The organism is Pseudogulbenkiania subflava DSM 22618 (assembly GCF_900177275.1).
GTDB lineage: Bacteria > Pseudomonadota > Gammaproteobacteria > Burkholderiales > Chromobacteriaceae > Pseudogulbenkiania > Pseudogulbenkiania subflava.
The window spans coordinates 179,653-202,243 of sequence record NZ_FXAG01000002.1; the positions used below are offsets into that span (position 1 = coordinate 179,653).

At 65.3% G+C, this 22,591-nt stretch carries 22 protein-coding genes; 9 read left to right on the forward strand and 13 right to left on the reverse strand.

Annotation, left to right across the window (positions count from 1 at the left end; genetic code table 11):
* Positions 1-3 precede the first annotated feature (3 nt).
* The 3 genes from B9N72_RS02430 to purM all read right to left on the reverse strand — a co-directional run bounded on the left by B9N72_RS02430 (position 4) and on the right by purM (position 2,966).
* A complete protein-coding gene (locus B9N72_RS02430) occupies positions 4-1,143 on the reverse strand; it encodes a DUF3108 domain-containing protein (RefSeq protein ID WP_234985862.1) in 1,140 nt (379 codons plus the stop codon).
* A 50-nt stretch (positions 1,144-1,193) separates the two neighbouring features.
* Positions 1,194-1,829 (reverse strand): phosphoribosylglycinamide formyltransferase, encoded by a 636-nt coding sequence (gene purN, locus B9N72_RS02435; RefSeq protein ID WP_085274851.1) that lies wholly within the window; start codon positions 1,827-1,829, stop codon positions 1,194-1,196.
* Positions 1,830-1,928: 99 nt separating this feature from the next.
* Positions 1,929-2,966, reverse strand: coding sequence for a phosphoribosylformylglycinamidine cyclo-ligase (gene purM / locus B9N72_RS02440; RefSeq protein WP_085274852.1), 1,038 nt, complete (start codon positions 2,964-2,966; stop codon positions 1,929-1,931).
* 584 nt (positions 2,967-3,550) lie between these two features.
* Here purM and hda point away from each other — a divergent pair.
* The 3 genes from hda (at position 3,551) to B9N72_RS02455 (ending at position 6,013) form a co-directional block, all read left to right on the forward strand.
* The gene (gene hda / locus B9N72_RS02445) at positions 3,551-4,225 is read left to right on the forward strand and encodes a DnaA regulatory inactivator Hda (protein ID WP_085274853.1); all 675 of its coding nucleotides are present in this window, start codon (positions 3,551-3,553) and stop codon (positions 4,223-4,225) included.
* The gene (locus B9N72_RS02450) at positions 4,222-4,890 is read left to right on the forward strand and encodes a histidinol-phosphatase (protein WP_085274854.1); all 669 of its coding nucleotides are present in this window, start codon (positions 4,222-4,224) and stop codon (positions 4,888-4,890) included. The genes hda and B9N72_RS02450 overlap by 4 nt, the downstream gene beginning before the upstream one ends.
* A gap of 253 nt (positions 4,891-5,143) precedes the next feature.
* The gene (locus B9N72_RS02455) at positions 5,144-6,013 is read left to right on the forward strand and encodes an ATP-binding protein (protein ID WP_085274855.1); all 870 of its coding nucleotides are present in this window, start codon (positions 5,144-5,146) and stop codon (positions 6,011-6,013) included.
* Positions 6,014-6,096: 83 nt separating this feature from the next.
* Here the strand turns inward: B9N72_RS02455 and B9N72_RS02460 are convergent, their stop codons facing one another.
* The 4 genes from B9N72_RS02460 to B9N72_RS02475 all read right to left on the reverse strand — a co-directional run bounded on the left by B9N72_RS02460 (position 6,097) and on the right by B9N72_RS02475 (position 10,190).
* Complete coding sequence (locus B9N72_RS02460) at positions 6,097-6,693, reverse strand: hypothetical protein (protein ID WP_085274856.1); 597 nt, start codon at positions 6,691-6,693, stop codon at positions 6,097-6,099.
* Positions 6,694-7,099: 406 nt separating this feature from the next.
* Entirely contained in the window at positions 7,100-7,960 is an 861-nt protein-coding gene (locus B9N72_RS20545; RefSeq protein ID WP_200810866.1) for a hypothetical protein, read from the reverse strand.
* An 892-nt stretch (positions 7,961-8,852) separates the two neighbouring features.
* On the reverse strand, positions 8,853-9,479 hold the full coding sequence (locus B9N72_RS02470; RefSeq protein ID WP_085274858.1) for a dihydrofolate reductase family protein: 627 nt from the start codon (positions 9,477-9,479) through the stop codon (positions 8,853-8,855).
* An 81-nt stretch (positions 9,480-9,560) separates the two neighbouring features.
* Complete coding sequence (locus tag B9N72_RS02475; protein ID WP_085274859.1) at positions 9,561-10,190, reverse strand: dihydrofolate reductase family protein; 630 nt, start codon at positions 10,188-10,190, stop codon at positions 9,561-9,563.
* Positions 10,191-10,381: 191 nt separating this feature from the next.
* Between B9N72_RS02475 and B9N72_RS02480 the strand changes: the two genes are divergently transcribed.
* Positions 10,382-11,323: a Nudix family hydrolase gene (locus B9N72_RS02480; RefSeq protein ID WP_085274860.1), complete on the forward strand. Its 942-nt coding sequence runs from the start codon at positions 10,382-10,384 to the stop codon at positions 11,321-11,323.
* Positions 11,320-11,745: a hypothetical protein gene (locus B9N72_RS02485; RefSeq protein WP_085274861.1), complete on the forward strand. Its 426-nt coding sequence runs from the start codon at positions 11,320-11,322 to the stop codon at positions 11,743-11,745. Before B9N72_RS02480 ends, B9N72_RS02485 begins: the two co-directional genes overlap by 4 nt.
* A 267-nt stretch (positions 11,746-12,012) precedes the next feature.
* On the opposite strand, the gene ubiA is transcribed toward B9N72_RS02485, so the two are convergent.
* Both ubiA and B9N72_RS02495 read right to left on the reverse strand, forming a co-directional pair.
* A complete protein-coding gene (ubiA, locus tag B9N72_RS02490; RefSeq protein WP_085274862.1) occupies positions 12,013-12,882 on the reverse strand; it encodes a 4-hydroxybenzoate octaprenyltransferase in 870 nt (289 codons plus the stop codon).
* Positions 12,879-13,412, reverse strand: coding sequence for a chorismate--pyruvate lyase family protein (locus tag B9N72_RS02495; protein ID WP_234985863.1), 534 nt, complete (start codon positions 13,410-13,412; stop codon positions 12,879-12,881). Before B9N72_RS02495 ends, ubiA begins: the two co-directional genes overlap by 4 nt.
* 348 nt (positions 13,413-13,760) lie before the next feature.
* Here B9N72_RS02495 and B9N72_RS02500 point away from each other — a divergent pair, with 348 nt between their 5' ends.
* The 3 genes from B9N72_RS02500 to B9N72_RS02510 all read left to right on the forward strand — a co-directional run bounded on the left by B9N72_RS02500 (position 13,761) and on the right by B9N72_RS02510 (position 15,397).
* Positions 13,761-14,117, forward strand: a complete 357-nt coding sequence (locus tag B9N72_RS02500) for a CidA/LrgA family protein (protein WP_085274864.1) — start codon at positions 13,761-13,763, stop codon at positions 14,115-14,117.
* Positions 14,114-14,830, forward strand: a complete 717-nt coding sequence (locus B9N72_RS02505; protein WP_085274865.1) for an LrgB family protein — start codon at positions 14,114-14,116, stop codon at positions 14,828-14,830. Before B9N72_RS02500 ends, B9N72_RS02505 begins: the two co-directional genes overlap by 4 nt.
* 102 nt (positions 14,831-14,932) lie before the next feature.
* Entirely contained in the window at positions 14,933-15,397 is a 465-nt protein-coding gene (locus B9N72_RS02510; RefSeq protein WP_085274866.1) for a SixA phosphatase family protein, read from the forward strand.
* A 233-nt stretch (positions 15,398-15,630) separates the two neighbouring features.
* On the opposite strand, the gene metE is transcribed toward B9N72_RS02510, so the two are convergent.
* A complete protein-coding gene (metE, locus tag B9N72_RS02515; RefSeq protein WP_085274867.1) occupies positions 15,631-17,913 on the reverse strand; it encodes a 5-methyltetrahydropteroyltriglutamate--homocysteine S-methyltransferase in 2,283 nt (760 codons plus the stop codon).
* 367 nt (positions 17,914-18,280) lie between these two features.
* Between metE and B9N72_RS02520 the strand changes: the two genes are divergently transcribed.
* Complete coding sequence (locus B9N72_RS02520; protein WP_085274868.1) at positions 18,281-19,204, forward strand: LysR family transcriptional regulator; 924 nt, start codon at positions 18,281-18,283, stop codon at positions 19,202-19,204.
* 79 nt (positions 19,205-19,283) lie between these two features.
* Here the strand turns inward: B9N72_RS02520 and ntrC are convergent, their stop codons facing one another.
* The 3 genes from ntrC to B9N72_RS02535 all read right to left on the reverse strand — a co-directional run bounded on the left by ntrC (position 19,284) and on the right by B9N72_RS02535 (position 22,484).
* Positions 19,284-20,747: a nitrogen regulation protein NR(I) gene (gene ntrC, locus B9N72_RS02525; RefSeq protein ID WP_085274869.1), complete on the reverse strand. Its 1,464-nt coding sequence runs from the start codon at positions 20,745-20,747 to the stop codon at positions 19,284-19,286.
* 92 nt (positions 20,748-20,839) lie between these two features.
* Positions 20,840-21,889, reverse strand: coding sequence for a nitrogen regulation protein NR(II) (glnL, locus tag B9N72_RS02530; protein ID WP_085274870.1), 1,050 nt, complete (start codon positions 21,887-21,889; stop codon positions 20,840-20,842).
* Positions 21,890-21,986: 97 nt separating this feature from the next.
* Positions 21,987-22,484: a DUF4124 domain-containing protein gene (locus B9N72_RS02535; RefSeq protein ID WP_085274871.1), complete on the reverse strand. Its 498-nt coding sequence runs from the start codon at positions 22,482-22,484 to the stop codon at positions 21,987-21,989.
* Positions 22,485-22,591 lie beyond the last annotated feature (107 nt).

A 22,591-nucleotide genomic window follows, 5' to 3' on the forward strand; every position in this document is an offset into this window, starting at 1 on the left:
CCGTTAGGGGTTTTCCGACAGAGACCAGACGGTCTTGCCGTTGATGTCGATGCGGCGGGCGCGCTGGTCCAGTGTCTTGTCCTTGTCGATGCGCAGGATGCGCACCGGCAGGTTGGCAAAGTCCGGCGCCAGCCAGAATTCGGTCACGTCGTCGCCGTTCTTGGCGCGGAATACGACCACGCGCAGCGTGCCGTGGTCGGGCGGGTAGCGGGTTTCGCCACCTGGCGCCAGCGGATAGTCGTACACCTTCTTGCCGGTGGTGATGCGTTGTTGTGGCGGCAGCAGGCTGCCGCCGGTCAGCGCCAGCTGGTAGCCCAGGCTCAGGATGTCCTGTGTGCCCGGGGCGAGTTCGGCCTGCTTGTCGCCGTGGTCGCCGTAGGCGAGGGTGTTGGCGCTCCAGTCGAAGCGCGCCGATTCGCGTTCGGTGTCGCCGCGCCAGGCCTGGTAGGCGAGCGGAGTCAGCCCGCGCTTGCCGATGCTGCCGCGCGACTGGTAGCGCAGGTGGGGGCCGATGATCGGCGTCAGGCGCGCGTCCAGGGTGTAGTTGGCGCCGCTGCGTTGCCAGCTGATCTCGCCGTGGCCGGCCATCAGGCTGCCGTAGTAGATCTGGTAGTCGACGCGCGAGCTGTCGGGAAAGCGGCGCGTCTTGGCGGCGCCCTTGGCTTCCAGTCCGGTGCTGTCGTCGGCTTGCGGCGGCGGTGCGGCGGGGTCGCTGTTGTCGTTGGCCGGCTGTTCCGCCGACGGCGTGGCGGCCGGGGCGGGGCTGGGCTCGGCGGCGGCCGGCACGTCTTTGGCGGCAGGGGTTTCCGTGGCGGCGGCCAGCATGTCTTTGCCTGCCGGAGGCGCTTCGGCGACGGGGGCGGACGCGGCATCGGCGCGATGCGCGGCGCGGGCGCGGTGGTGGCGCTTGACGCCCGGAGCGTGCCCGGCCGGGACGGCCACCAGCCCGGTGGACGGGGCCGCGGCCGGCGCGGGGCCGGCTTCCGGTTCCAGTGTCATCGCCTGCATCGCCACAGACAAGGGCTGCAGCTTGGCCGGTTCCGGCAGGCTCGCCGCGTGCGGCAGATGACCGGACAGCAGCACGCCCAGGTGTAGCAGCAGCGAGAGCGCCAGTGCCAGGAGCAGGGGGCGGTAGAGTCGCATGGCTATTCGAGCGGCGCGGGAGGCAGGACGTTCCCGCCAAGCGCCATGGCTCAGTTCAGAGAGGGCGAAATCAGCCATTGTGTGGCGTCCTGGGCGCGGCCTTTGACGCGGCCGTCGACGATGGCCAGCTCGCCGGCGACGAAGCGGCGCACCGCCTCCGGGTACATCTGGTGCTCGATCTTCAGCACGCGTGCCGCCAGGGTGTCCTCGCTGTCGTCGTCCTGCACCGGTACCACTCCCTGCGCCACGATCGGGCCGTGGTCGAGGTCGGCGGTGACGAAGTGCACGGTACAGCCGGCCACCTTGCAGCCCATGTCGATGGCGCGCTGATGGGTGTGCAGGCCGGTGAAGGCCGGCAGCAGCGAGGGGTGGATGTTCAGCATGCGGCCTTCGTAACGGCGAGTGAAGTCCGGGGTCAGGATGCGCATGAAGCCGGCCAGCACCACCAGGTCCGGGGCGTAGCCGTCGATCAGCTCGGCCAGCGCGACGTCGAACGCCTCGCGGCTGGCGAAGGCCTTGTGGTCGAGCGTGGCGGTAGGCACACCGCGTTCGGCCGCCCAGGCGAGACCCGCAGCGCCGGGGCGGTTGCTGATCACCGCGGCGATGCGCGCGCCGGGAATCTGCGCCTCGACGATGGCTTGCATGTTGGAGCCACGGCCGGAAATCAGGATGACGATGTTTTTCATGGTGGTTGAGCGTAGGCAAGCGTCCTTGCCGTACAGACTACCAAAGACAAACGCCGCCAGCCCGTCAGCCAGCGGCGTTGTGTTTCAAACGGGAGACGCTCAGTTTACCTGGGTCTGGTGCTCGTCGCCGTTGCGCGCGCGGATCACGCCGATGCGCGATACCGTTTCGCCCTGTTCGGTCAGGATGGCCGCGGCCTGGTCAGCGTCGGCGGCGTCCACGATCACCACCATGCCGATGCCGCAGTTGAAGGTGCGGTACATCTCCTGCGCGTCGACATTGCCTTCGGCCTGCAGCCACTGGAACAGCTTCGGCAGCTCCCAGCTCTTGGCGTCGATCTGCGCCACGGTGTTTTCCGGCAGCACGCGCGGGGTGTTCTCGGTGATGCCGCCGCCGGTGATGTGGGCCATGCCCTTCACGTTCAGCTGCTGCATCAGTGCCAGGAGCGGCTTCACGTAGATGCGGGTCGGAGCGATGATCGCCTCGCGCAGGGTCTTGCCGCCGTCGAACTCGGCGTCCAGTGCCGGCTGGGCGCGCTCGATGATCTTGCGCACCAGGCTGTAGCCGTTGGAGTGCACGCCGTTGGATTTCAGGCCAAGTACCACGTCGCCCGGCTTGATGTCGCGGCCGGTGATGACCTTGCTCTTTTCCACCACGCCGACGGCGAAGCCGGCCAGGTCGTATTCGCCCACCGGGTACATGCCCGGCATCTCGGCGGTTTCACCGCCGATCAGCGCGCAACCGGCCTGCTCGCAACCCGCGGCGATGCCCTTGATCACGTCGGTGGCCTGCGCCACATCGAGCTTGCCGCAGGCGAAGTAGTCGAGGAAGAACAGCGGCTCGGCACCCTGCACCAGGATGTCGTTGACGCTCATCGCCACCAGGTCGATGCCGACGGTATCGTGCTTGTTCCAGTCGAAGGCGAGCTTGAGCTTGGTGCCGACGCCGTCGGTGCCGGAAACCAGTACCGGTTCCTGGTATTTCTTGGAGATTTCCACCAGTGCGCCGAAACCGCCGAGGCCGCCGAGGACTTCCGGGCGCATGGTGCGCTTGGCGAACGGCTTGATGTTTTCGACGAGCGCGTCGCCGGCGTCGATGTCGACGCCGGCATCACGGTAACTGAGGGACGTGGTGTTCAAGGTCAGCTCACTTTCTGTTCATAATCTTGCTGCGCGGCCCGGGTCTGGGCGGCTGCGCCGTGCGACAGCCTCATTGACCGGTTCAGTCAATTCCGGCGTCTGTGCTCTTCACCCCGCGAGGCCCGCGCACGGCGGAGTCCGAGCCGGCGCCAGGCGCCGGTTTCAGCTCCCGGGAGGCGCTCGCCGGGTGAAACAAACCGATTCGGGTAGTCGCCGGCAACGGGTTTTCCGGTCGCGGGCGAAAAAAAGCGCCTGTATTTTAACCGAATTTTGCCGGGAACGCTGCTGTGCCGCCGCTTTTTTGCCGTCGCGGACGCGCTCGGGCGTTGCGAGCGTGGCCTGCGGGTTTCGCGACCCCGCCGGATCAGCGTAAAATCAGGCTTTTGACGACTTGAAGCCTATTTCAGCAAGCGAGCGAGCCAAAGCAGGTTGAGTGCTGCCAGCGCACAGGAACCGGAATGTACATGAAGTACATGAGGATTCCTGATCGCTGAGCGAATCTAAAGATTCGCACGCAGTACTGCCGGTGCTTAAGGCGCAGCCGCCTGACGAAATGGGCTACTTATTTCGGCCCTGCGCTTATTTTGGACCAGCTGATTCTCGATCTCACGCCCACGCCGCTTCCCGCTTTCGACAACTTCGTCGCCGAACGCAACCGGGAAGTGATCACGGCGCTCACCCATCCGGGCGACGAGCGGTTCATCTACCTGTGGGGCGAACCGGGCAGCGGCAAGACCCACCTGCTGCAGGCCTGGATCGCCCACGCCGAGACGCTGGGGCGCGCCTCGATCTACCTCGACGGCCAGCGCGAGCATCTGCCCGACTTCGCGCGCGAAGCCAGCTTCATTGCCGTCGACCACGTCGACGACCTGGCGCCGGACGACCAGATCACGCTGTTCTCGTTCTACAACTCGCTGAAAGAGGGCGGCGAGAGCCGCCTCTTGATGGCCGGGCGCCTGCCGCCGATGGCGCTGGCGGTGCGCGACGACCTGCGCACCCGCCTGGGCTGGGGGCTGGTATTCGAGGTCAAGCCACTGTCCGACGCCGACAAGCTGGCGGCCTTGCACGCCCACGCCGCCGAGCGTCAGCTGGCGATTCCCGACGACGTGTTCCGCTACCTGCTCACGCACTGGCGGCGCGACCTCTCCAGTCTGATCGGCATGCTCGATCTGCTCGACCGTTACTCGCTGGCGTTGCGCCGTCCGATCACCGTGCCCCTGGTCAAGAACATCCTCCACACCGCCCCGACGCAACCATGAACCTCGCCCTTTTCGACCTCGACAACACCCTCATCGCCGGCGACTCCGACACCGAGTGGCCGAAATTCCTGATCAAGCGCGGCCTGCTCGACCCCGAGCACCACGCGCGCCAGAACGACTACTTCTACGAACAGTACAAGGCGGGCACGCTCGACATCTACGAATTCCTCGACTTCCAGCTGCAGCCCCTGACGCGCTTCAGCCGCGAAGAACTGGCCGAGCTGCACGCCGCCTACCTGGAAGAGCACATCAAGCCGATCATCCCGCAGAAGGCGCGCGATCTCCTGGCCGCGCACGAGGCGCAGGGCGACGTGGTGCTGATCATCACCGCCACCAACCGCTTCATCACCGGCCCGATCGCGGCCGAATTGGGCGTTGAGCACCTCATCGCGGTGGAGCTGGAAGTGGACGAGAACGGCAACTACACCGGCAAGCCCACCGGCGTGCCGAGCTACCAGGACGGCAAGATCACTCGTCTCAACGACTGGCTCGCCCAGCGTGGGGAGACGCTGGCAGGCTACGACAAGAGCTTCTTCTACAGTGACTCGCGCAACGACATCCCGCTCTTGTCCATCGTCAGCCACCCGGTGGCGGTGGACCCGGACCCGACGTTGCAGGCGCATGCTGAAGAGCACGGCTGGCCGGTGATCACGCTGCGCGATTGATTTGGAAGGACAGGGCCGGGCGACCGGCCTTTTTCTTTGAGCCCGGCGCCTGGGTAGGATGGCCGGAACCCATCAACATGGTGCAATGGATTGCGCGGAGCTCCGCCCACCCTACGTGCCAGGCTCCTCTCGAGCGGCCATGGCTCGCGGGCCTACTGAAACTCTTTGGTAAGATAAAGGCCGGTTATCCGGCCTTTTTTACGCCCGCTGTTTGCGCTGCCCAGGCCAACCTTCAAGAGAAAGAACGAGACTCATGGACAAGCTGGAATCCTTCCTCGCCCGCGCCGAAGCCCTGCTGGCGCGCCTCGAACCGCTGCTGCCGCCGGCCCGCCCGGAGCCGGACTGGAGCGCCCGGGCCTTCCGCTGGCGTCGCCAGGGCATGGCGGGCTGGCTCGAAGCGCTGCCCGCGCCACATAGCGTGCGCCTCTCCGATCTCACCCACATCGACCGCCAACTCGCCCAACTGGTGCGCAACACGCGCCAGTTCATCGAGCGCCGCCCGGCCAACAACGTGCTGCTGTCCGGCGCGCGCGGCACCGGCAAGTCGTCCTTGATCAAGGCGCTGCTGCCCGAGTTCGCCGAGCAGGGGCTGCGCTTGATCGAAGTCGACAAGGACCATTTGGCCGACCTCGCCCAGATCGTCGACCTGGTGGCCGCCCGTCCCGAGCGCTTCATCCTGTTCTGCGACGACCTGTCGTTCGAGGAAGGCGACGACGGCTACAAGGCGCTCAAGACCGCGCTCGACGGCGGCCTCGCGCGCCGTGCCGACAACCTCTTGGTGTACGCCACCTCCAACCGCCGCCACCTGTTGCCGGAGCGCATGAGCGAAAACCGCCAGACCCAGCAGCACGACGGCGAAATCCACCCTGGCGAGGCGGTGGAGGAGAAGGTGTCGCTGTCCGACCGCTTCGGGCTGTGGCTATCGTTCTACCCCTTCGACCAGCGCGCCTACCTCGCGGCAGCGGGGCAGTGGCTGCAGCACTTCGGGCTGGAGATGGATGCCGAGGCCGAGCGTGCGGCGCTGCAGTGGAGTCTGACGCGGGGGAGTCGCTCGGGCCGGGTGGCGTGGCAGTTTGCTTGCGACTGGGCGGGGAGGGGGGAGGAGGAGCGGAGGGCGGAGTGAGGGGGAGGTTAACGTGCAGAATCACTGGCCTGCGCGGCTTTTCGCGCAGGTCAGGTGGAATGATGGGTTGGGCGGGTTTGCCCTTATGGCCTGAGAGGATCACCATTTCCCATGCGGATGAGATAAAGCCCGATGGACATTAGTAGGTCCAGAATATCGCCGGGCTCCATAAACGAGAAAAGCACTTCCGTTCCATTTAACGCAGGTTCAATTTCAAAGTCTGATTTCAAGTCGCTCCTTATCCAGGCAAGCCGATTGTGAGCGGGAAATTTTGTGAGGCTTGACGGATTGTCGATCCTGAATCGATTTCCGTGAGCAATACCATTTCTTAGATGGCGAAGCAATTCCAGTTCGGGCGCACGATCAAAGTACTGATGCTGCGCCAATGCATCGCCGACCCGCAATAGGGTACCGGCAAACCAGACCCGCTCTAGTTCCGCAGCAATTAGATCGTCACTACTCGCAAGTGAAAGGAAGTGAAGGAAATGAAACACGTGAGCTGTCCCATCCTTCCGCTTCACGTCTGCCACTGGCACAATCTGGCCCGGTTGAATTTGTGGCGCGAGTTGTGCGGCCCTGGGATCAGTCGCGACTGAAATTGCCGCTAGATGTGCATAGTAGCCTTGGGATAAACGTTCGGCTAATTGCCCAACGTCGAAAGCTGCTTGATTTAGCTTCATCAGGATTACGCCGCCCAACGTGAACGATAACCGGTGAGCGTCAGCGCGTCCGTGTTGATTGATGGGTTAGGCACCATACCAATCATTCCGGAATGCTCGACGCCCACGAACTGCCCGAAGATAAGTGAAAAGGGAGCGTGTCGATAACTTCCTTAGGCCCCCGTACATCCCAAGAAAATACGCAGCCCCCCCGTTCATTGCAGACACGTACGAAAGCCGCTTCTGGTTCAACTCGAGCCAAAACTCCGCTTCCTCAACCTCTCCTGTGTTGTCAACCAAAGCGCAGATGGATGCGCGAGTTTCCATATACAGCACCTAACGTCTGACCTGAGGGGCCACCGTAGCGGCGAAGCCGTGAAGGGTATCTACAAGCGCAGCTTGTGGGCGGTTCCTCTCGACAGAATTGTTAGAGTGATGAGTGATCGCGCACTTTCTCGATTTGAACGTTGCAGTGAGATGCCATGAACTCAACTTCTTGCATCGAAATGGGCTCCATTGACTCAATCCGAAACCTATGCGTGATCGAAGATACTTCGTCGCGCAATCTGACCTCAGTTGACATGCCAAGAATTACTACGCGCTCGATGCCAGGCAGCGTTCGAATAAGTTTCAATAGCTCTCGAATGGACTCTTTTTCGCCGCCAGCGTATACGGTGTATCTAAATGGAAGTTGACGCGGCTCTTCTCGGAGCTGCGATCTATGCCGTAGTTCGTTTACCGACGACTCAATGTAATCAAGCTTCTTAAGTAAAAAGCTCTGTGCATCATCAGCTTGAGTGACTTCTCGCATTACCTTGGTTTGAGCCACTCTGTACACCGGATTGTCAGGTTCGCTTTCGCTAAGAGCCGAATCAATAGCCGCTCTCAGTCTTGGCTTGAGGTCGACGGCTCCATGCATGTCGTTATGGAAGAAAACAGTCCTTTCATCTGAGATATCAAAAGGAAGTTTTGTGCCACTTTCTGCTAGAACAACAATCGGCAAACCAACGCAATGCCGAACCGCAAGTTCATACATTACGTTTGGGTTAAGTTCAGTCAGGTTTGCGACGACAAGTTCATCATAAAGAATATGCTCAATGACCTGTCTCGTGATCGAGCCAGGCGTGGCGATCTCATGCGCTACGTGAGCTTCAAACCCCATTTCTTTCAAGGTTGGTTTAATCACTGCGCTGATTAATCCATCAGCGGCTCGCCGTGTTGGAGAGTTGTCAGCTCCAATGGGTGTAACAACAAAACAACTCTTTGTGTCTTTTTCTTCTACGGCCATTTTTTATCGCTCGTAAGTATTGAACTCTAACTAGAAGTAGGCGTCCTAAAAGACGTATTTCATTGCATCATGATGGGCCTGTTCCATGCTGTAAGCCTTGTGGAGCAAGCGTCTATAACTTTGAATATTCAATAATCATACAGCAATTGCGTCGTGCCATGATTGATGGTGTGTTGCGTTTGCCGGTCCCGCGCCGGCTGGCGGGCAAGGAGGCTTTGCGTGGCCAAAGCCCCCTTGCATCCCCAAAGGCCACCCCGTTTGTGCGGCCGGCGGCTTCCCGGTCGGGGCCTGTCACTGGCGAGGCGAGCCCGTAACTAGCCGGGCGCTTAAAACCTCGCCAGCGCCACCCAACCGGCGCACAAAAGGGGCCGGGGTTCATTGGTGCGGTTGTAGCAACCAAGCTAACGGGAGTTTTGGCCAATCTTTGATCATTGGGAACACGTCTGTCGGTAGCTAGGGTTGGCCCCTTTGATCCCCGCCGGGCGCAAGTTGGCTGGCAAGGTTTTAAGCTGGCGGCTGTTTGAGCCATTCGACGTTAGCGAATGGCGAGTTCCGCCAGCGCCTTGCCAGACGGCTTGTGACAGGGAACCCGAAGGGCGGGGATCCTGGGGGTGGCCTTGGGATTGTCAAGGGAATTGGCCATGCAATTCCCTTGACCCGCCTGCCGGGCGGGACCGGCAAACCTTACAAATCAACAACCCCAACAAGGCTAAAAGGTTGGCCGAAGCCCAATATCAACGGCGGCAGTGTTGGGCTTCACGGTGTTCAGCCCAACCTACGAGGCTGCCGGGCGGAACCGGCAAGCCCTGCTAATCAGCCACCTTCCCAAGGCTCTAAAAGGTCGGCCAGCATTTAGCGAGGCAATGCCGGGCTTCGCTGTGCTCAGCCCAACCTACCAGGACGCCCGGTAATAGCTATGCACCGCCACCCCCGTACTGAACGTCCGACTATCCACCAACCGCAACACCGTCTTGTCCGGCGTCTCGGGAAACAAACGCCGACCGCTGCCGAGCAGCACCGGGAAAATCATGATGCGGTACTCGTCGACCAGATCGTGCGCCATCAGCGTGTGTACCAACAGCCGGCTGCCGATCACCAGCATCGGGCCGCCCTCCCGCTGCTTGAGCCGGGCGATTTCCCCGGCGACGTCGCTGCCGATCACGTGCGAGTTGTTCCACTGCGGATTCTGCAGGGTGGTGGAGACGACGTGCTTGGGCATGGCGTTCATCTTGTCGGCGAACTGCTGCATCTCGCTGCGCTGCTCGGCCACCCGCTCCAAGTCCGGGTCGGCGCCGTGGCTGGGTTGCGAGCGCTGCGGCCAGGCGGCGGCGAACGATTCGTAGGTGATCCGTCCGATCAGCAGCGACTCGGCCTCGAGCACTTCGTCGAGCTTGTAGCGCAGCTGCTCGGGGCCCATGAAGTCGCGCACCCAGCCGGTGTGCGGGTGGCCGGGTTCGCCGCCGGGGGCTTCCATGACGCCGTCCAGCGTCATGAACTCGGATACGATGATCTTTCGCATGAGGGCTCCTTTTCGCGCCCGCCAAGAAGGCCGGGGCGTTTTTGATCGTCGCGCCCGCACGGGCCAGGGGCTGACCTGGTGTCAGCGTGGCGTGCCGGTGATGACCCGATAGTTGATGTGCGTGGCGAGCGGCGAGTGGCTCACCGTCGTCTGCTCGACCTTGAGTTGGTCTGGCCCCAACTGCTCGAACAGCCCCACACCCCCGCCCAGCAGCACCGGCGCGAGGTGCAGGGTGAACTCGTCGATCAGGCCGGCGGCGAGGTACTGGCGGATGGTGTCCGCGCCGCCGGAGATGCGCACGTCCTTGCCGGCGGCGGCGGCCCGCGCCTGGGCCAGCGCGCTTTCGATGCCGTCGGTGACGAAGTAGAAGGTGGTGCCGCCGGGGCGCACCCACGGTTCGCGCGCGCTGTGCGTCAGCACGAACACCGGGGCGCGGAACGGCGCGTTCTCGGGCCAGCCGACCTCGCCTTCGTCGAACATGCGCCGGCCCAGCACGTAGGCGCCGGCGCGCTCGAACACGTGCCGCACCAGCGCGTCGTCGGGCGAGGCTTCGCCGCCGCTGCCGCCGAGGCGTTCGTGGAAGGTGGCGGTCTGGAACATCCACTGGTGCAGGCCCCGCCCGCCGTTACCCAGCGGGTTGTGCGGGTGGGCGTGGGGCCCGGCGATGTAGCCGTCGAGCGAGACGGCAACGTCGAAGAATACTGTGCTCATGGGGCGATCTCCTGCTGCGCGGTCCGGCTATCGTTCAGCCTATGCCACGGCGGCGGCTTCGGCCAACCTTTCCTCGTCCGGCCTCGACCGGGCGGAGAATCCTGCTAGAACCGGCACTTATCCGCCCCGTCCGACACAAAGCCGCCCCGACGCGCTATCATTCCGGCCATCCATCGCTTTCCGGTTCCCCCATGCAGTCCGATCACAAAATCATTCCCGTCGTCGCCGGCGCGCTGATGCGCCCGGACGGCTCGTTCATGCTCGGCAGCCGCCCCGAAGGCAAGCCCTACGCCGGTTACTGGGAGTTTCCCGGCGGCAAGGTGGAGCCGGGCGAGGCGCCGTTCGCGGCGCTGGTGCGCGAGTTCCACGAGGAGATGGGGATTACCGTCACCCACGCCACGCCGTGGCTGACCAAGGTGCATCACTACGAGCACGCCTCGGTGCACCTGACCTTCTACCGCATCTGGGCCTGGGACGGCACGCCGCAGCCGCACGAGGGACAGGACTTCGCCTGGCAGGTGCCGGGACAGTACACCGTGGGGCCGATGCTGCCGGCCAACGGCCCGATCCTGAAGTCGCTGGAGCTGCCGGACGTGTACGCCATCAGCTGCGCGCACGAGATCGGCGTCGAGGCTTTCCTCGACGCGCTGGAAGCTCGGCCCGAGCTGACGCTGATCCAACTGCGCGAGCCGCAGCTGGGGCGCGACGAACTGGCGGCGCTGGCCGAGCGCGTGGCGGCCATCGTGCACCCGCGCGGCGGCAAGGTCGTGGTCAACGCCGACCCTGCCTGGCTGGCCGGTTGGCCGGTGGATGGCGTACACCTGAACGGTCAGCGACTGGCCGAAGCCACGGTGCGGCCGGACTTCGCCTGGGTCGGTGCCTCTGTGCACTCGACGGAAGAGTTGAACAAGGCCGCCGAGCTGGGGCTGGACTACGTCCTGCTGGGCCACGTCAAGGCCACCGCCAGTCATCCGGGCGCGGCACCGCTGGGCTGGGACGGCTTCGAGTGCCGGCTGGCAGGCGGCACGCCGCTGCCGGTGTACGCGCTGGGCGGCCTGAGCGCGGCCGATCTGGGCGATGCCCGCGCGCACGGCGCGCACGGCGTGGCGCTGATGCGGGGGGCGTGGCGATGACCCGCACGCAGCTGAAGTGGGCCACCATCGGCGTGGCGCTGGTGTTGCTGGGGGCGGTGAAGTTCGCGCTGATCAGCTGGTACCTGAGCCGTCCGGCGGAGGCCGCGGTGCAGGAGGTGGCGTGCGACCCGGCGCAGACCAGCTGCCGGCTGCCCAACGGCATGCAGCTGCAGTTCGCCAGCGCGCCCCGCTCGGGACTGCCGTTCCAGATCCAACTGACCGGGGCGGCCAAGGAAGCGCCGGGAGCCGAGTTCAGCATGCGCGACATGGACATGGGCTTCAACCGCTACCGCTTCGTGGCCGCGCCGGGCGGCTGGCAAGCGCGCGTGACGCTGCCGATGTGCGTGAGCCAGCGCCAGGACTGGATCATGACGCTGGAGGTGGAAGGGCAGCGTTATCGCCTGCCGTTCCGCACCTCATGAGAACCCATTCATCATCTTACTGCGCAGCCCTGATCGGGGCTCATGCGCGCTGCGTGTGAATCTTTCGCTGGACCAATCGAAAATTGGCACGCAGAGATTCGCTCAGCAATCGGAAATCCTCAGGGACTCCGTGTCCATTCCGGTTTCTGTGCTGCTCTTCACCCCGCTGAGGGCTGCTCGCGACAGATTCTGAACAGGTTTCGAGGGGCCTGTACCCAACAAAAAAACGGGCCGTCTGGCCCGTTTCGTGTTTTTGCCGGATGGCGATCAGCGCAGCAGGAAGTCCAGCACCAGCCCGGCGAAGATGGCCGCGCCGACGCGGTTGTTGTCGAGGAAGGACTTGAAGCAGCGCTGGCGGTCGCGCCCGCGGATGGCGAAGTACTGCTGCACCATCAGCAGCGCGGAAATCGCCAGCCCGGCGTAGTAGGCGGCGCCCAGATGCGCCTCCTGGCCCACCAGTACCATCAGTGCCAGGAACACGGCGTGGCACAGCATCACCGCCGCCACGTCGTAGTCGCCGAAGGTGATGGCCGAGGTCTTGATGCCGATCTTGAGGTCGTCCGGCTTGTCGGTAATGGCGTACTCGGTGTCGTAGGCCAGGGTCCAGAAGGTGTTGGCCAGCAGCAGCAGCCAGGCGAGACCCGGCACGTGGCCGGTGAGCGCGGCGAAGGCCATCGGGATGCCGAAGGAGAAGGCGATGCCCAGATACGCCTGCGGAATCGGCAGGAAGCGCTTGGTGAACGGGTAGCTGCCGGCGAGGAACACGGCCGGCACGCTCAACAGCAGCGTCAGCGGGTTGAGCGGCAGCACCAAGAGCAGCGCGACCAGCGACAGCCCGCCGGCCAGCAGCAGCGCCTCCTTCTTGCTCACCGCGCCGCGCGCGAACGGGCGCGCCTTGGTGCGTTCCACCTTGCCGTCGAAGTCGCGGTCGGCGTAGTCGTTGATGACGCAGCCGGCCGAGCGCATCAGGAAAGTGCCGGCGATGAAGATCGTCACCACCATGGCGTCGGGGCGGCCGTTGCCGGCCAGCCACAGCCCCCACAGCGTCGGCCACAGCAACAGCAGGGTGCCGATCGGCTTGTCGATGCGCATCAGCTGGCTGTAGACGGTGAGGCGGTCGCTAAGGTGGGCGTTCATGGCAGGAATCTCTCCAGTGCCGGCAGGAACAGCTCGCACACGATCAGCGGTGTGTTCACCAGCAGGAAGCGCGAGCGGCGCGCGGGGTAAAGGTTGGCCGAAGCCGGGTCGTGCGCCTGCGCCAGCGCGAACAGCGGGTGGGAGGCGTCGATCTCGCGATAGGCCAAGGGCTCGCGCACGATGCCGGCGTGGCCGCCGAACAGGGTGAAGCCGAGCGAGCGGCTGCCGCGTTGCAGGATCGGGTGCCAGGCCGGGCAGGCGAGGCGGGTGACGCTGCGCGCCACCACCACCGGGGTGTCGTCCAGCGTCAGCGCCACGTGACGGGCGTAGAGCGCGGCACCGGCAGGCAGTCCGAGCAGCTCCACCTCGTCGTCGTGGACGCGGTCGTCGCCCTGCGCCAGCACGCGGACGGCGAAAGCGTGGCCACAGTTCATCAGCCGCTCGGTGAGCGAGCCGGGCTCGGTCAGGCAACTCGACAGGGCCGGCGGCAGGGAGGGGGGCGTGGCAGCCCAAGCGGTATCCGGAAGCATGGCGCGCATTATGCCAAAGCCGCCGAACGCTGTCCCGTTTCAGCCTGCGGCCCGGCCCGGGGTGTCGCGTTCGAGGGTTAACCCGCGGTCGTAGAGACGCGGTGATTTTGTTATGGTGGAAGGCCTGTCGCAGGAGCCGGCGGCACCGTGGCGTCTTGGGTTCTCCGGGATGGGCGGCAGCCCGTTCCCGGCTGACGCGGTGCCGATATGGCTCGGTGGGCGCCGGCCCCAGTCAATCCGGGCGGGGGGCTTTACGCCACCCCCGAAGTGTCTCCGCGCCCCGGCGGCTTTGGCCCGCGCGTCTGCTGGAGTGGGCGTTATCTCTGTTGACCTTGATTGGATCGAATCGTGATCGAAACCCTGATCTGGCTGATCGGCTACCAGCTCGCCGGCGAGCTGATCTGTCGCAGCCTGGCCTTGCCGTTGCCCGGCGCGGTGCTCGGCATGCTGCTGCTGTTTCTGACGCTGTGCGTGAAGAAGGGCATTCCTACCAGCCTGAACACGCACGTGCCGCAACTGCTCGGCCATTTCTCGCTGCTGTTCATCCCGGCCTGTGCCGGGGTTATCGTCTACTGGTCGTTGCTGACGGCGCACGGCTGGTCGCTGCTGGCGACGCTCGCCGGCGCCACGCTGATCACGCTGCTGGTGCCGGCGTTGCTGCTCAAGCTGCTGCTGGCGCGCCGGCGGCGGGGGGGCGCGGCATGAACGTCACCGCGGCATTGGAATGGCTGCGCGGCTCGCCGCTGCTGGGCCTCGGCCTGACGCTGGCGGCCTACCGTCTGGCGCTGTGGCTCAACCGCCGCGCCCACGGCCATCCGCTCACCAACAGCGTGCTGATCGGCAGCCTGCTGGTGATCGCGGTGCTGCTGGGCTGCGGCATCTCGCCGGCCGAGTACATGAAGGGGGCGCAGTTCATCCAGCTGTTGCTGGGCCCGGCCACGGTGGGGCTGGCGATTCCGCTCTACCACAACCTGTCGCGGCTCAAGCGCGCCGCGCTGCCGTTGACGCTGACCCTGCTCGCCGGCAGCCTCACCGGCATACTCAGCGCGGTGGGACTCGGCGCGGCGTTCGGCTTGCCGCACGAAATCCTGCTGTCGCTGATGCCGCGCGCGGTGACCACGCCGATCGCCATCGGCATCGCCGAACACATCGGCGGCATCCCGGCACTGGCAGTGACCTTCGTCATCGTCTCCGGCATCTTCGGCGCAGTCGTCGTCAAGCCGCTGTTCTCCCGCCTGCGCCTCGACGACGACCTGGTGATGGGCGTGGCCACCGGCATTGCGGCGCACGGCATCGGAACCGCGCGCGTGTTCCTTTTGTCGGAAACGGCGGGCGCCTTCGCTGGCCTGGCGATGGGCCTGAACGGGCTGGTGACGGCGGTGCTTGTGCCGATCGTGCTCGGCTTCATGCGCCTTTAAGCGCGTTGACACCAAGCTGACATCCGGTCTGGTTACACTGCCCGTCTGCCTGCCCCGGCGCTATGCTGGAACGGGGCGATAACGACAAGGAGCGAGGACAACATGGACCTGATTTTGTGGCGCCACGCCGAGGCCGAAGACGGTGCGGACGATCTGGCGCGGCGCCTGACACGCAAGGGCCAGCAGCAGGCGCACCTGATGGCGGCCTGGCTGCGCGTGCGCCTGCCGCGCGAATTCACCCTGCTGGCGTCGGAGGCACGCCGCTCGCAGCAGACCGCCGCCTTCCTGATGAAGAGCTACGAAGTGGTCCCCGAGATCAATCCCGATGCCTCGCCGGCGAGCGTGCTCGAGGCGGCCGGGTGGCCCGAGCCGGGCAAGACCGTGGTGGTGGTCGGGCACCAGCCCTACCTCGGCCGGCTGGCGGCGCAGCTGATGTCGGGCCAGCCCGACCTGTGGAGCGTGAAGAAGGGGGCGATCTGGTGGCTCAACCACCGCGAGCGCCACGGTTTCGAGTCGGTGCGGCTCAAGGTCATGATGACGCCGGGCATGCTGACCAGCAGCGAGTAGGTTTCGGCCAAGCTTGGCCCTTCCAGATTGTTGATAAGTCCTCTCGAGCGTAGCGAGGCTCCCTTGCAGGGCAAGGGCAGAGGGATTGGGAATAGATGGGAAGGCTGCTGGATCAACTACTGGGTGGAGAGGCCCGGCTTTGCCGGGTCCTGTAAATACGTATCAAAGTACTTTGTTTGCAGCCTGAGGGCACCGTCTGGCGACGCTGCCCTTTGTGCATTTTACGGCGATGCTCAGACCACGGTTTCGGCCAGGCGGGCACGCAGGCGGCGCGTCACCGCCACCATGTTCGCCAGCGCCGCTTCCACTTCCGGCCAGCCGCGCGTCTTCAGGCCGCAGTCGGGGTTGACCCACAGCCGCCCGGCCGGGATCACCGCCAGCGCCTTCTCCAGCAGGTTTTCGATCCCCGCCTCGCCCGGTACGCGCGGGCTGTGGATGTCGTACACGCCGGGACCGATCTCGTTGGGGTAGGCGAAGTCGCCGAAGGCGGTGAGCAGCTCCATGTCCGAGCGCGAGGTTTCGATGGTGATTACATCCGCATCCATCGCGGCGATCGCCGGCAGGATGTCGTTGAACTCCGAGTAGCACATGTGGGTGTGGATCTGCGTGGCGTCGTCAATGCCCGCAGTGCTCAGGCGGAACGCCGCGCTGGCCCAGGCCAGATACCCCGGCCACTCGGACTGCTTCAGCGGCAGGCCCTCGCGGTAGGCCGGCTCGTCGATCTGGATCACGCGGATGCCGGCGTTTTCCAGCTCCAGCACCTCGTCGTTCAAGGCCAGCGCGATCTGTTGGCACACCGTGGCGCGCGCCAGGTCGTCGCGTACGAAGGACCACTGCAGCATCGTCACCGGGCCGGTCAGCATGCCCTTCACCGGACGCGTGGTCAGGCTCTGCGCGTACACCGCCCAGCGCACCGTCAGCGGGGAGGGGCGTTCGACATCGCCGTAGAGGATCGGCGGCTTGACGCAGCGGCTGCCGTAGCTCTGCACCCAGCCGTGCTCGGTGAAGGCGTAGCCGGACAGCTGCTCGCCGAAGTATTCCACCATGTCGTTGCGCTCCGCTTCGCCGTGCACCAGCACGTCGAGGCCGAGTTCCTCCTGGCGGCGGATGGCGAGTTCGATCTCGCGGCGCATCGCGGCGTCGTAGCCGGCGGCATCCAGTTCGCCGCGCTTGCAGGCGGCGCGCGCGGCTCGGATTTCGGCGGTCTGCGGGAACGAGCCGATGGTGGTGGTGGGCAGAAGGGGCAGGTCCAGCCAGGTGCGCTGGGCGGCGGCGCGTTGCGGGTAGGGACTGTGGCGCCGGTCGCTGTCGCCGGAGAGAGCCGCCCGCCGCGCCTGCACCGTGGGGCGGTGGATGCGCGGGCTGGTGCGGCGCGAGGACTGGGTGTGGTCGCTGCCGGCCAGTTCCGGCGCGATGGCGTCGCGGCCGTCGAGCAGCCCCCGCTTCAGCAGCTTCAGCTCGTTGAGCTTCTGCACCGCGAAGGCGAGCCAGGTCTTCACGTCGACGTCGAGTGCGAGCTCCTGTGCCAGGTCGACCGGGCAATGCAGCAGCGAGCAGCTCGGTGCCAGCCACAGCCGCTCGCCCAGTCGTGCCCGTGCCGTTTCGAGCCGCGTCAGCACGGCGCCGAGGTCGGCGCGCCACACGTTGCGCCCGTCGATCACCCCGGCGGACAGCACCTTGTGCTCCGGCCAAGCGGCGAGGAAGACGTCGAGCTGCTGCGGGGCGCGCGTCAGGTCGAGGTGCAGCCCGGCCACCGGCAGCTTCTGCAGCAGATCAGCGTGCTCGGCCACGCTGCCGAAGTAGCTCGCCAGCAGCAGTTTCACCGGGGCTTCGGCCAACCTTTGATAGCTCGGCGCGAAGGCGCCGAGCCAGTCGGCCGGGAGGTCGAGCGCCAGGATCGGCTCGTCGATCTGCACCCACTCGGCGCCGGCGGCGGCCAGCGCGGCCAGCAGCTCGCGGTAGCACTCGAGCAGCGCCGGCAGCAGGTGGAGGCGGTCGAACGCGGCGCCCTTGACCTTGCCCAGCCACAGCAGGGTCAGCGGACCGACCAGTACAGGCTTGGCCTTGAGGCCCAGCGCCTGCGCCTCGCGCAGCTGCGCCAAGAGCGGCGCCGGGTTGGCCGAAAACGCCGTGTCGGCATGCCATTCCGGTACCAGGTAGTGGTAGTTCGTGTCGAACCACTTGGTCATCTCCAGAGCCGGCTGGCGGGCGTTGCCGCGCCCCAGCTCGAAGTACTGCGCGGTGGTGAGGGTGGCAGCGTCGAAGCCGAAGCGCGCGGGCAGGGCGCCCACCAGGATTTGCGCGTCGAGCACGTGGTCGTACAGCGCGAAGTCGCCGACCGGTGCCAGCTCGACGCCGGCCCCCTTCTGCAGCAGCCAGTGGCGCTGGCGCAGCTCGCGCGCGCCCTTGAGTAGCGCGGCTTCGTCGATGTCCTGTTTCCAGTAGCTTTCCTGCAGCTGTTTCAGTTCGCGCCGGGCGCCGATACGCGGGAAGCCGAGCAGATGGATGGTGGTCATGGTCATGCTCCTTCTGGCCTGCTTCATTCGGCCGCGATGCCTTCGATCTTGAGTGCCGGCAGTACGGCGTGCGAATCCAGTGCTGAGCCAATCTCTGCATGCAAATCCAGCGCTGAGCCAATCGAAGATTGGCACGCAGGGATTTGCTCAGCGATAGATGGGTTCGCAGGGATTCGCTCAGCGATACGGAATCCTCATGGACTACGGGTCCATTCCGGTTCCGGTGCGCTGCGGCGCTCAAGCTGTTTTGGCTCGCAGGCCTGCTGAAACAGGCTCGTTCGATGGGAAAAAATCACGGGAGCAAGGATGCGATGTTTTGCTATATGATACAAACTCATTATTTTGACGGTTTGTATCGATTTCATTCATGATCAACAGCGCACTGGAAATCCGCCACCTCAAGACCCTGCTGGCGTTGGCCGAAACCGGCAGCGTGTCGCAGGCGGCGCGGCGCGTGTTCCTGACGCAGTCGGCGCTGTCGCACCAGCTCAAGCAACTGGAGGAGCACTACGGCTTGGCCTTGTTCGAGCGCAAGACCCAGCCGCTGCGCTTCACCCTGGCGGGCGAGCGGCTCTTGGCGCTGGCGCGCGAGCTGGTGGGCAAGGTGGCGGCGGCGGAGCGCGACCTGGCGCGGCTGCGCCAGGGCGAGGCGGGGGAGCTGCGCGTGGCGGTGGAGTGCCACACCTGTTTCGACTGGCTGATGCCGGCGATGGACGCCTTCCGCCAGCACTGGCCGGCGGTCGAACTTGACATCGTGTCGGGCTTTCATGCCGACCCGGTCGGCTTGCTGCTGACGCGGCGCGCCGATCTCGCCATCGTCTCCGAGGCCGAGGCGCAGCCCGGCATCGTGCACCAGCCGCTGTTCGCCTACGAGATGGTGGGTATCGCCGCGCGCGACCATCCGCTCGCCGAGCGGCGCAACTGGTCGGCCGCGGACTTCGCCGGCGAGACGCTGATCAGCTACCCGGTGCCGGATGACATGCTGGACCTGATGCGCAAGGTGCTGGCACCGGCTGGCGTCAACCCGGCGCGCCGCACCAGCGAACTCACCATCGCCATCATCCAGCTGGTGGCGAGCCGGCGCGGCGTGGCGGCGTTGCCGTTCTGGGCGGTCAAGCCCTACCTCGAGCGCGGCTACGTGGTGGCGCGGCCGATCGGGGCGGCCGGGCTCAAGAGCGAACTCTATGCCGCGCTGCGTGAGAACGATGCCCAGAGCGCCTACATGCAGGACTTCCTCGCCACGGTGCGCGAAACCAGCTTCGCCACGCTGCCGGGGCTGTCGGTGCTGTAAGTGTCGGGCAAACCAAACCGCCCGCGCGACGCATGGCGGGGGAAGCCTCCCGTCGCGGGGTCGCGACGGGAGAGGGCGCTCAGCCGTGGTTCATTTCCTCGCCGTGCGCCGCTTCCATGCCCAGCTCCTGGATCTTGCGCGTCAGCGTGTTGCGGCCCCAGCCCAACAGGTGTGCCGCCTCCACCTTGCGCCCGCCGGTGTGCGCCAGGCCGCTGCGGATGCAGGTTTCCTCGAAGCGCCGCGTCAGATCGTCGATGATGCCGATCTCGCCGGCGCGCAGGCGGCGCGCCACTTCGTCGGCCAGTCCCTTCATCCAGTCACCGCCGAACACCGCGGCAGGGCCGGCCGCACCCTCGCCACTGGCTTCCAGCACCGGGTGCAGCGCCGGGTCGCGGATGTCGGTGGGCAGGTCGCTCAGCTCCACGGTCTGCCCCGGCGCCATCACCGTGATCCACTGGCACAGGTTTTCCAGCTGACGCACGTTGCCGGGGAAGGGGTAGTGGCGCACCAGCTCCATCGCCGCGTCGGACAGGCGCTTCGGCTCCACTCCCAGGTTCTTGGCGCTGCGCAACAGGAAGTAGCGCGTCAGGATCGGGATGTCCTCGCTGCGCTCGCGCATCGGCGGCAGGCGCAGGCGGATCACGTTCAGGCGATGGAACAGGTCCTCGCGGAACTGGCCGTTCTTGACCCGCTCCTCCAGGTTCTGGTGCGTCGCCGCGATCACGCGCACGTTGGCCTTGATCGGGGTGTGGCCGCCGACGCGGTAGAAGTGCCCATCCGACAGCACGCGCAGCAGCCGCGTCTGCAGCTCGATCGGCATGTCGCCGATTTCATCGAGAAACAGCGTGCCGCCCTCGGCCTCCTCGAAGCGGCCGCGGCGCGAGGCCAGCGCGCCGGTGAAGGCACCCTTCTCGTGGCCGAACAGCTCCGACTCCAGCAGGTCTTTCGGGATCGCGGCGGTGTTGAGCGCGATGAACGGCTTGCTGGCGCGCACCGAGTGGCGGTGCAGCGCCTCGGCCACGCGCTCCTTGCCGGTGCCCGATTCGCCGGTGATCAGCACCGTCACGCTCGACTGGCTCAAGCGGCCGATGGCGCGGAACACGTCCTGCATCGCCGGGGCCTGGCCCAGCAAGGCCGGCATCTCTTCCTCGCCGTTTTGCGCCTCGGAGGGCTCGCGCGTCTCCGCCAGCGCGCGCTCGATCAGCGCGGTGGCCTGGTCGACGTCGAACGGCTTGGGCAGGTATTCGAAAGCCCCGCCCTGGAACGCAGCCACGGCCGAGTCCAGGTCGGAGTGGGCGGTCATGATGATGACCGGAATCTCGGGATGCTCCAGCTTGACGCGCGACAGGAACTTCAGGCCGTCGGTGCCGGGCATGCGGATGTCGCTGATGATGACACGCGGACTGGCGTCGTACAGCGCGTTGAGCGCGTCGTCGGCGCTGGCGAAACTCTCGAAGCCGATGCCGCCGCGTGCCAGGGCCTTTTCCAGGACCCAGCGGATCGCCTTGTCGTCGTCAATGATCCAGACCGGGTTTGTATGCATGGTGTCCCTCTCGGTGTTTTCGAGCCGCTAACAAAACCCTCTTGGTGTTGTTGTGCGGCCTTGCCGTACTATTTGTACTGTCTGCGGCCGCGCTAGGTGCCCAGCGGCAGCATCACGGTGAAACAAGTGCAGCCCGGGCGAGACTCGAACTCGATGCTGCCGCCGTGCTGGTGGACGAAGGCCTGCGCCAGCGTCAGGCCGAGGCCGGTACCCTCGGCGCGCCCGGTGACCAGCGGGTAGAAAATGTGGTCGCGGATTTCTTCCGGAATGCCCGGGCCGTTGTCGATGATTTGCAATTTCAGTGCCAGGGTGTAGCGCTTGCGCGCCAGCGTGACCTGGCGCGCCACGCGCGTGCGCAGGATGATCTCGCCCTTGCCCTTCATCGCCTGGATGGCGTTGCGGGTGATGTTGAGCACCACCTGGATCAGCTGTTCCTTGTCCGCCACCAGCGTTGGCAGGCTGATGTCGTAGTCGCGCCAGATGATCAACCCCTGCGGGTATTCGGCCAGCACGATGCTGCGCACCCGTTCCAGCACCTCGTGGATGTTGATCTCGCTCGAGACATGGCGGCGATGCGGCGCCAGCAGGCGGTCCACCAGCGACTGCAGCCTGAGCGCCTCTTCCTTGATGACTTCGGTGTATTCCTTGAGGTCGTCGCGCTCGCCCAGCTCGTGCTCCAGGAGCTGCGCTGCGCCGCGGATGCCGCCCAGCGGGTTCTTGATCTCGTGCGCCAAGTTGCGGATCAGCTCGCGGTTGGCCTGCTGCTGCAGCAGCAGCCGTTCTTCGTTGGCGATTTTCAGTTGCTGGTCGAGCGGGCGCAGTTCCACCAGCGCGCGCGAACCGTCGTTGTCGATCGGCGTGATCGACAGGGCGACGTGCAGCGGCTGCTCGTTGTGCAGCAGTTTCAGTTCGAGGTCGTGTTCGATGAAACTGACGTTGTTCTTGAAGGCGGTATCCAGCGCCTGCTTCAGCGCTGCACTGCTTTGGAACAGTCCGGTCAGTTGATGGCGCAGCAGTTCGCGCCGTCCCAGTGCCAACAGATTTTCACTGGCGGGATTGACGTAGTCGAGCGAACCGTCGGTCCGCACGATCAGCACCGGGGTGTCGAGCAGCTCGAGCCCGGCAAAGCTGGATGGTGTCATGGAAATCCGGTCGTGAAGAGTGTGTCCGCTATCCGTATAGCAATATCCACGCCAGCGCGGCAAGCGGACTCAAGCCTCTTTACCGGGATGCTATGCCTTATTTTGGTGCATTGGAAGCGGACTGCCCCAACTCGCGTCGCAAGGCTTCCACGTTCTTCTGGTGCTCGGTCACCTGGTCCTGCAACTGCTGCACCCGGTCAAGGTATTTCTGGTAGTTGCGCTCGTTGCCAAGCCGGGTGGCTCGGCCTTCCTCCAGCGCCTTCTGGGCCTCGGTCAGCGCCTTCTGCTCGTTGGCCAGCTCCTGTTCCAGAATCTTGCGCCGGCCGTTGTCGCGCTGCTGCTGGGTGGCATTGTCGACGTTGGGATAGCGGCCGCTGCTGAAGGGCGGCGTGCTGGGGGTGGTGGACGGCGCCGAACTGCTCGGCTTCGCTTCCTCGCTCGAATACGTCGACAACGGCGACAATTTCACCGGCACGCCGCCTTTCATCGGGGTATTCGAGAAGGTGACGTGACCGCTGGGGTCGACGTACTTGTAGATGGTCTGCGCCTGCGCCAGGCTGCACGCCAGCAACAGGCCGAAAATCATGGTCTTCATGGGTGGGGGGAAACCTGCATGATCTATCCTGATAGGTGATTTCATCATAAGCAAATCCGCGTCATCCGTCACATGGGGGATAATCCGCCGCCCTGTCGGCGGGCCGT

Coding starts and splice junctions, on each gene's coding strand:
- B9N72_RS02460 (WP_085274856.1), bottom strand. CDS start 6,693: ATGAAGCTAAATCAAGCAGCTTTCGACGTTGGGCAATTAGCCGAACGT.
- B9N72_RS02430 (WP_234985862.1), bottom strand. CDS start 1,143: ATGCGACTCTACCGCCCCCTGCTCCTGGCACTGGCGCTCTCGCTGCTG.
- B9N72_RS02485 (WP_085274861.1), top strand. CDS start 11,320: ATGACCCGCACGCAGCTGAAGTGGGCCACCATCGGCGTGGCGCTGGTG.
- ubiA (WP_085274862.1), bottom strand. CDS start 12,882: ATGAACGCCCACCTTAGCGACCGCCTCACCGTCTACAGCCAGCTGATG.
- B9N72_RS02455 (WP_085274855.1), top strand. CDS start 5,144: ATGGACAAGCTGGAATCCTTCCTCGCCCGCGCCGAAGCCCTGCTGGCG.
- B9N72_RS20545 (WP_200810866.1), bottom strand. CDS start 7,960: ATGGCCGTAGAAGAAAAAGACACAAAGAGTTGTTTTGTTGTTACACCC.
- B9N72_RS02475 (WP_085274859.1), bottom strand. CDS start 10,190: ATGAGCACAGTATTCTTCGACGTTGCCGTCTCGCTCGACGGCTACATC.
- B9N72_RS02520 (WP_085274868.1), top strand. CDS start 18,281: ATGATCAACAGCGCACTGGAAATCCGCCACCTCAAGACCCTGCTGGCG.
- purN (WP_085274851.1), bottom strand. CDS start 1,829: ATGAAAAACATCGTCATCCTGATTTCCGGCCGTGGCTCCAACATGCAA.
- B9N72_RS02535 (WP_085274871.1), bottom strand. CDS start 22,484: ATGAAGACCATGATTTTCGGCCTGTTGCTGGCGTGCAGCCTGGCGCAG.
- metE (WP_085274867.1), bottom strand. CDS start 17,913: ATGACCACCATCCATCTGCTCGGCTTCCCGCGTATCGGCGCCCGGCGC.
- B9N72_RS02495 (WP_234985863.1), bottom strand. CDS start 13,412: ATGCTTCCGGATACCGCTTGGGCTGCCACGCCCCCCTCCCTGCCGCCG.
- B9N72_RS02510 (WP_085274866.1), top strand. CDS start 14,933: ATGGACCTGATTTTGTGGCGCCACGCCGAGGCCGAAGACGGTGCGGAC.
- glnL (WP_085274870.1), bottom strand. CDS start 21,889: ATGACACCATCCAGCTTTGCCGGGCTCGAGCTGCTCGACACCCCGGTG.
- B9N72_RS02505 (WP_085274865.1), top strand. CDS start 14,114: ATGAACGTCACCGCGGCATTGGAATGGCTGCGCGGCTCGCCGCTGCTG.
- B9N72_RS02470 (WP_085274858.1), bottom strand. CDS start 9,479: ATGCGAAAGATCATCGTATCCGAGTTCATGACGCTGGACGGCGTCATG.
- ntrC (WP_085274869.1), bottom strand. CDS start 20,747: ATGCATACAAACCCGGTCTGGATCATTGACGACGACAAGGCGATCCGC.
- B9N72_RS02480 (WP_085274860.1), top strand. CDS start 10,382: ATGCAGTCCGATCACAAAATCATTCCCGTCGTCGCCGGCGCGCTGATG.
- B9N72_RS02450 (WP_085274854.1), top strand. CDS start 4,222: ATGAACCTCGCCCTTTTCGACCTCGACAACACCCTCATCGCCGGCGAC.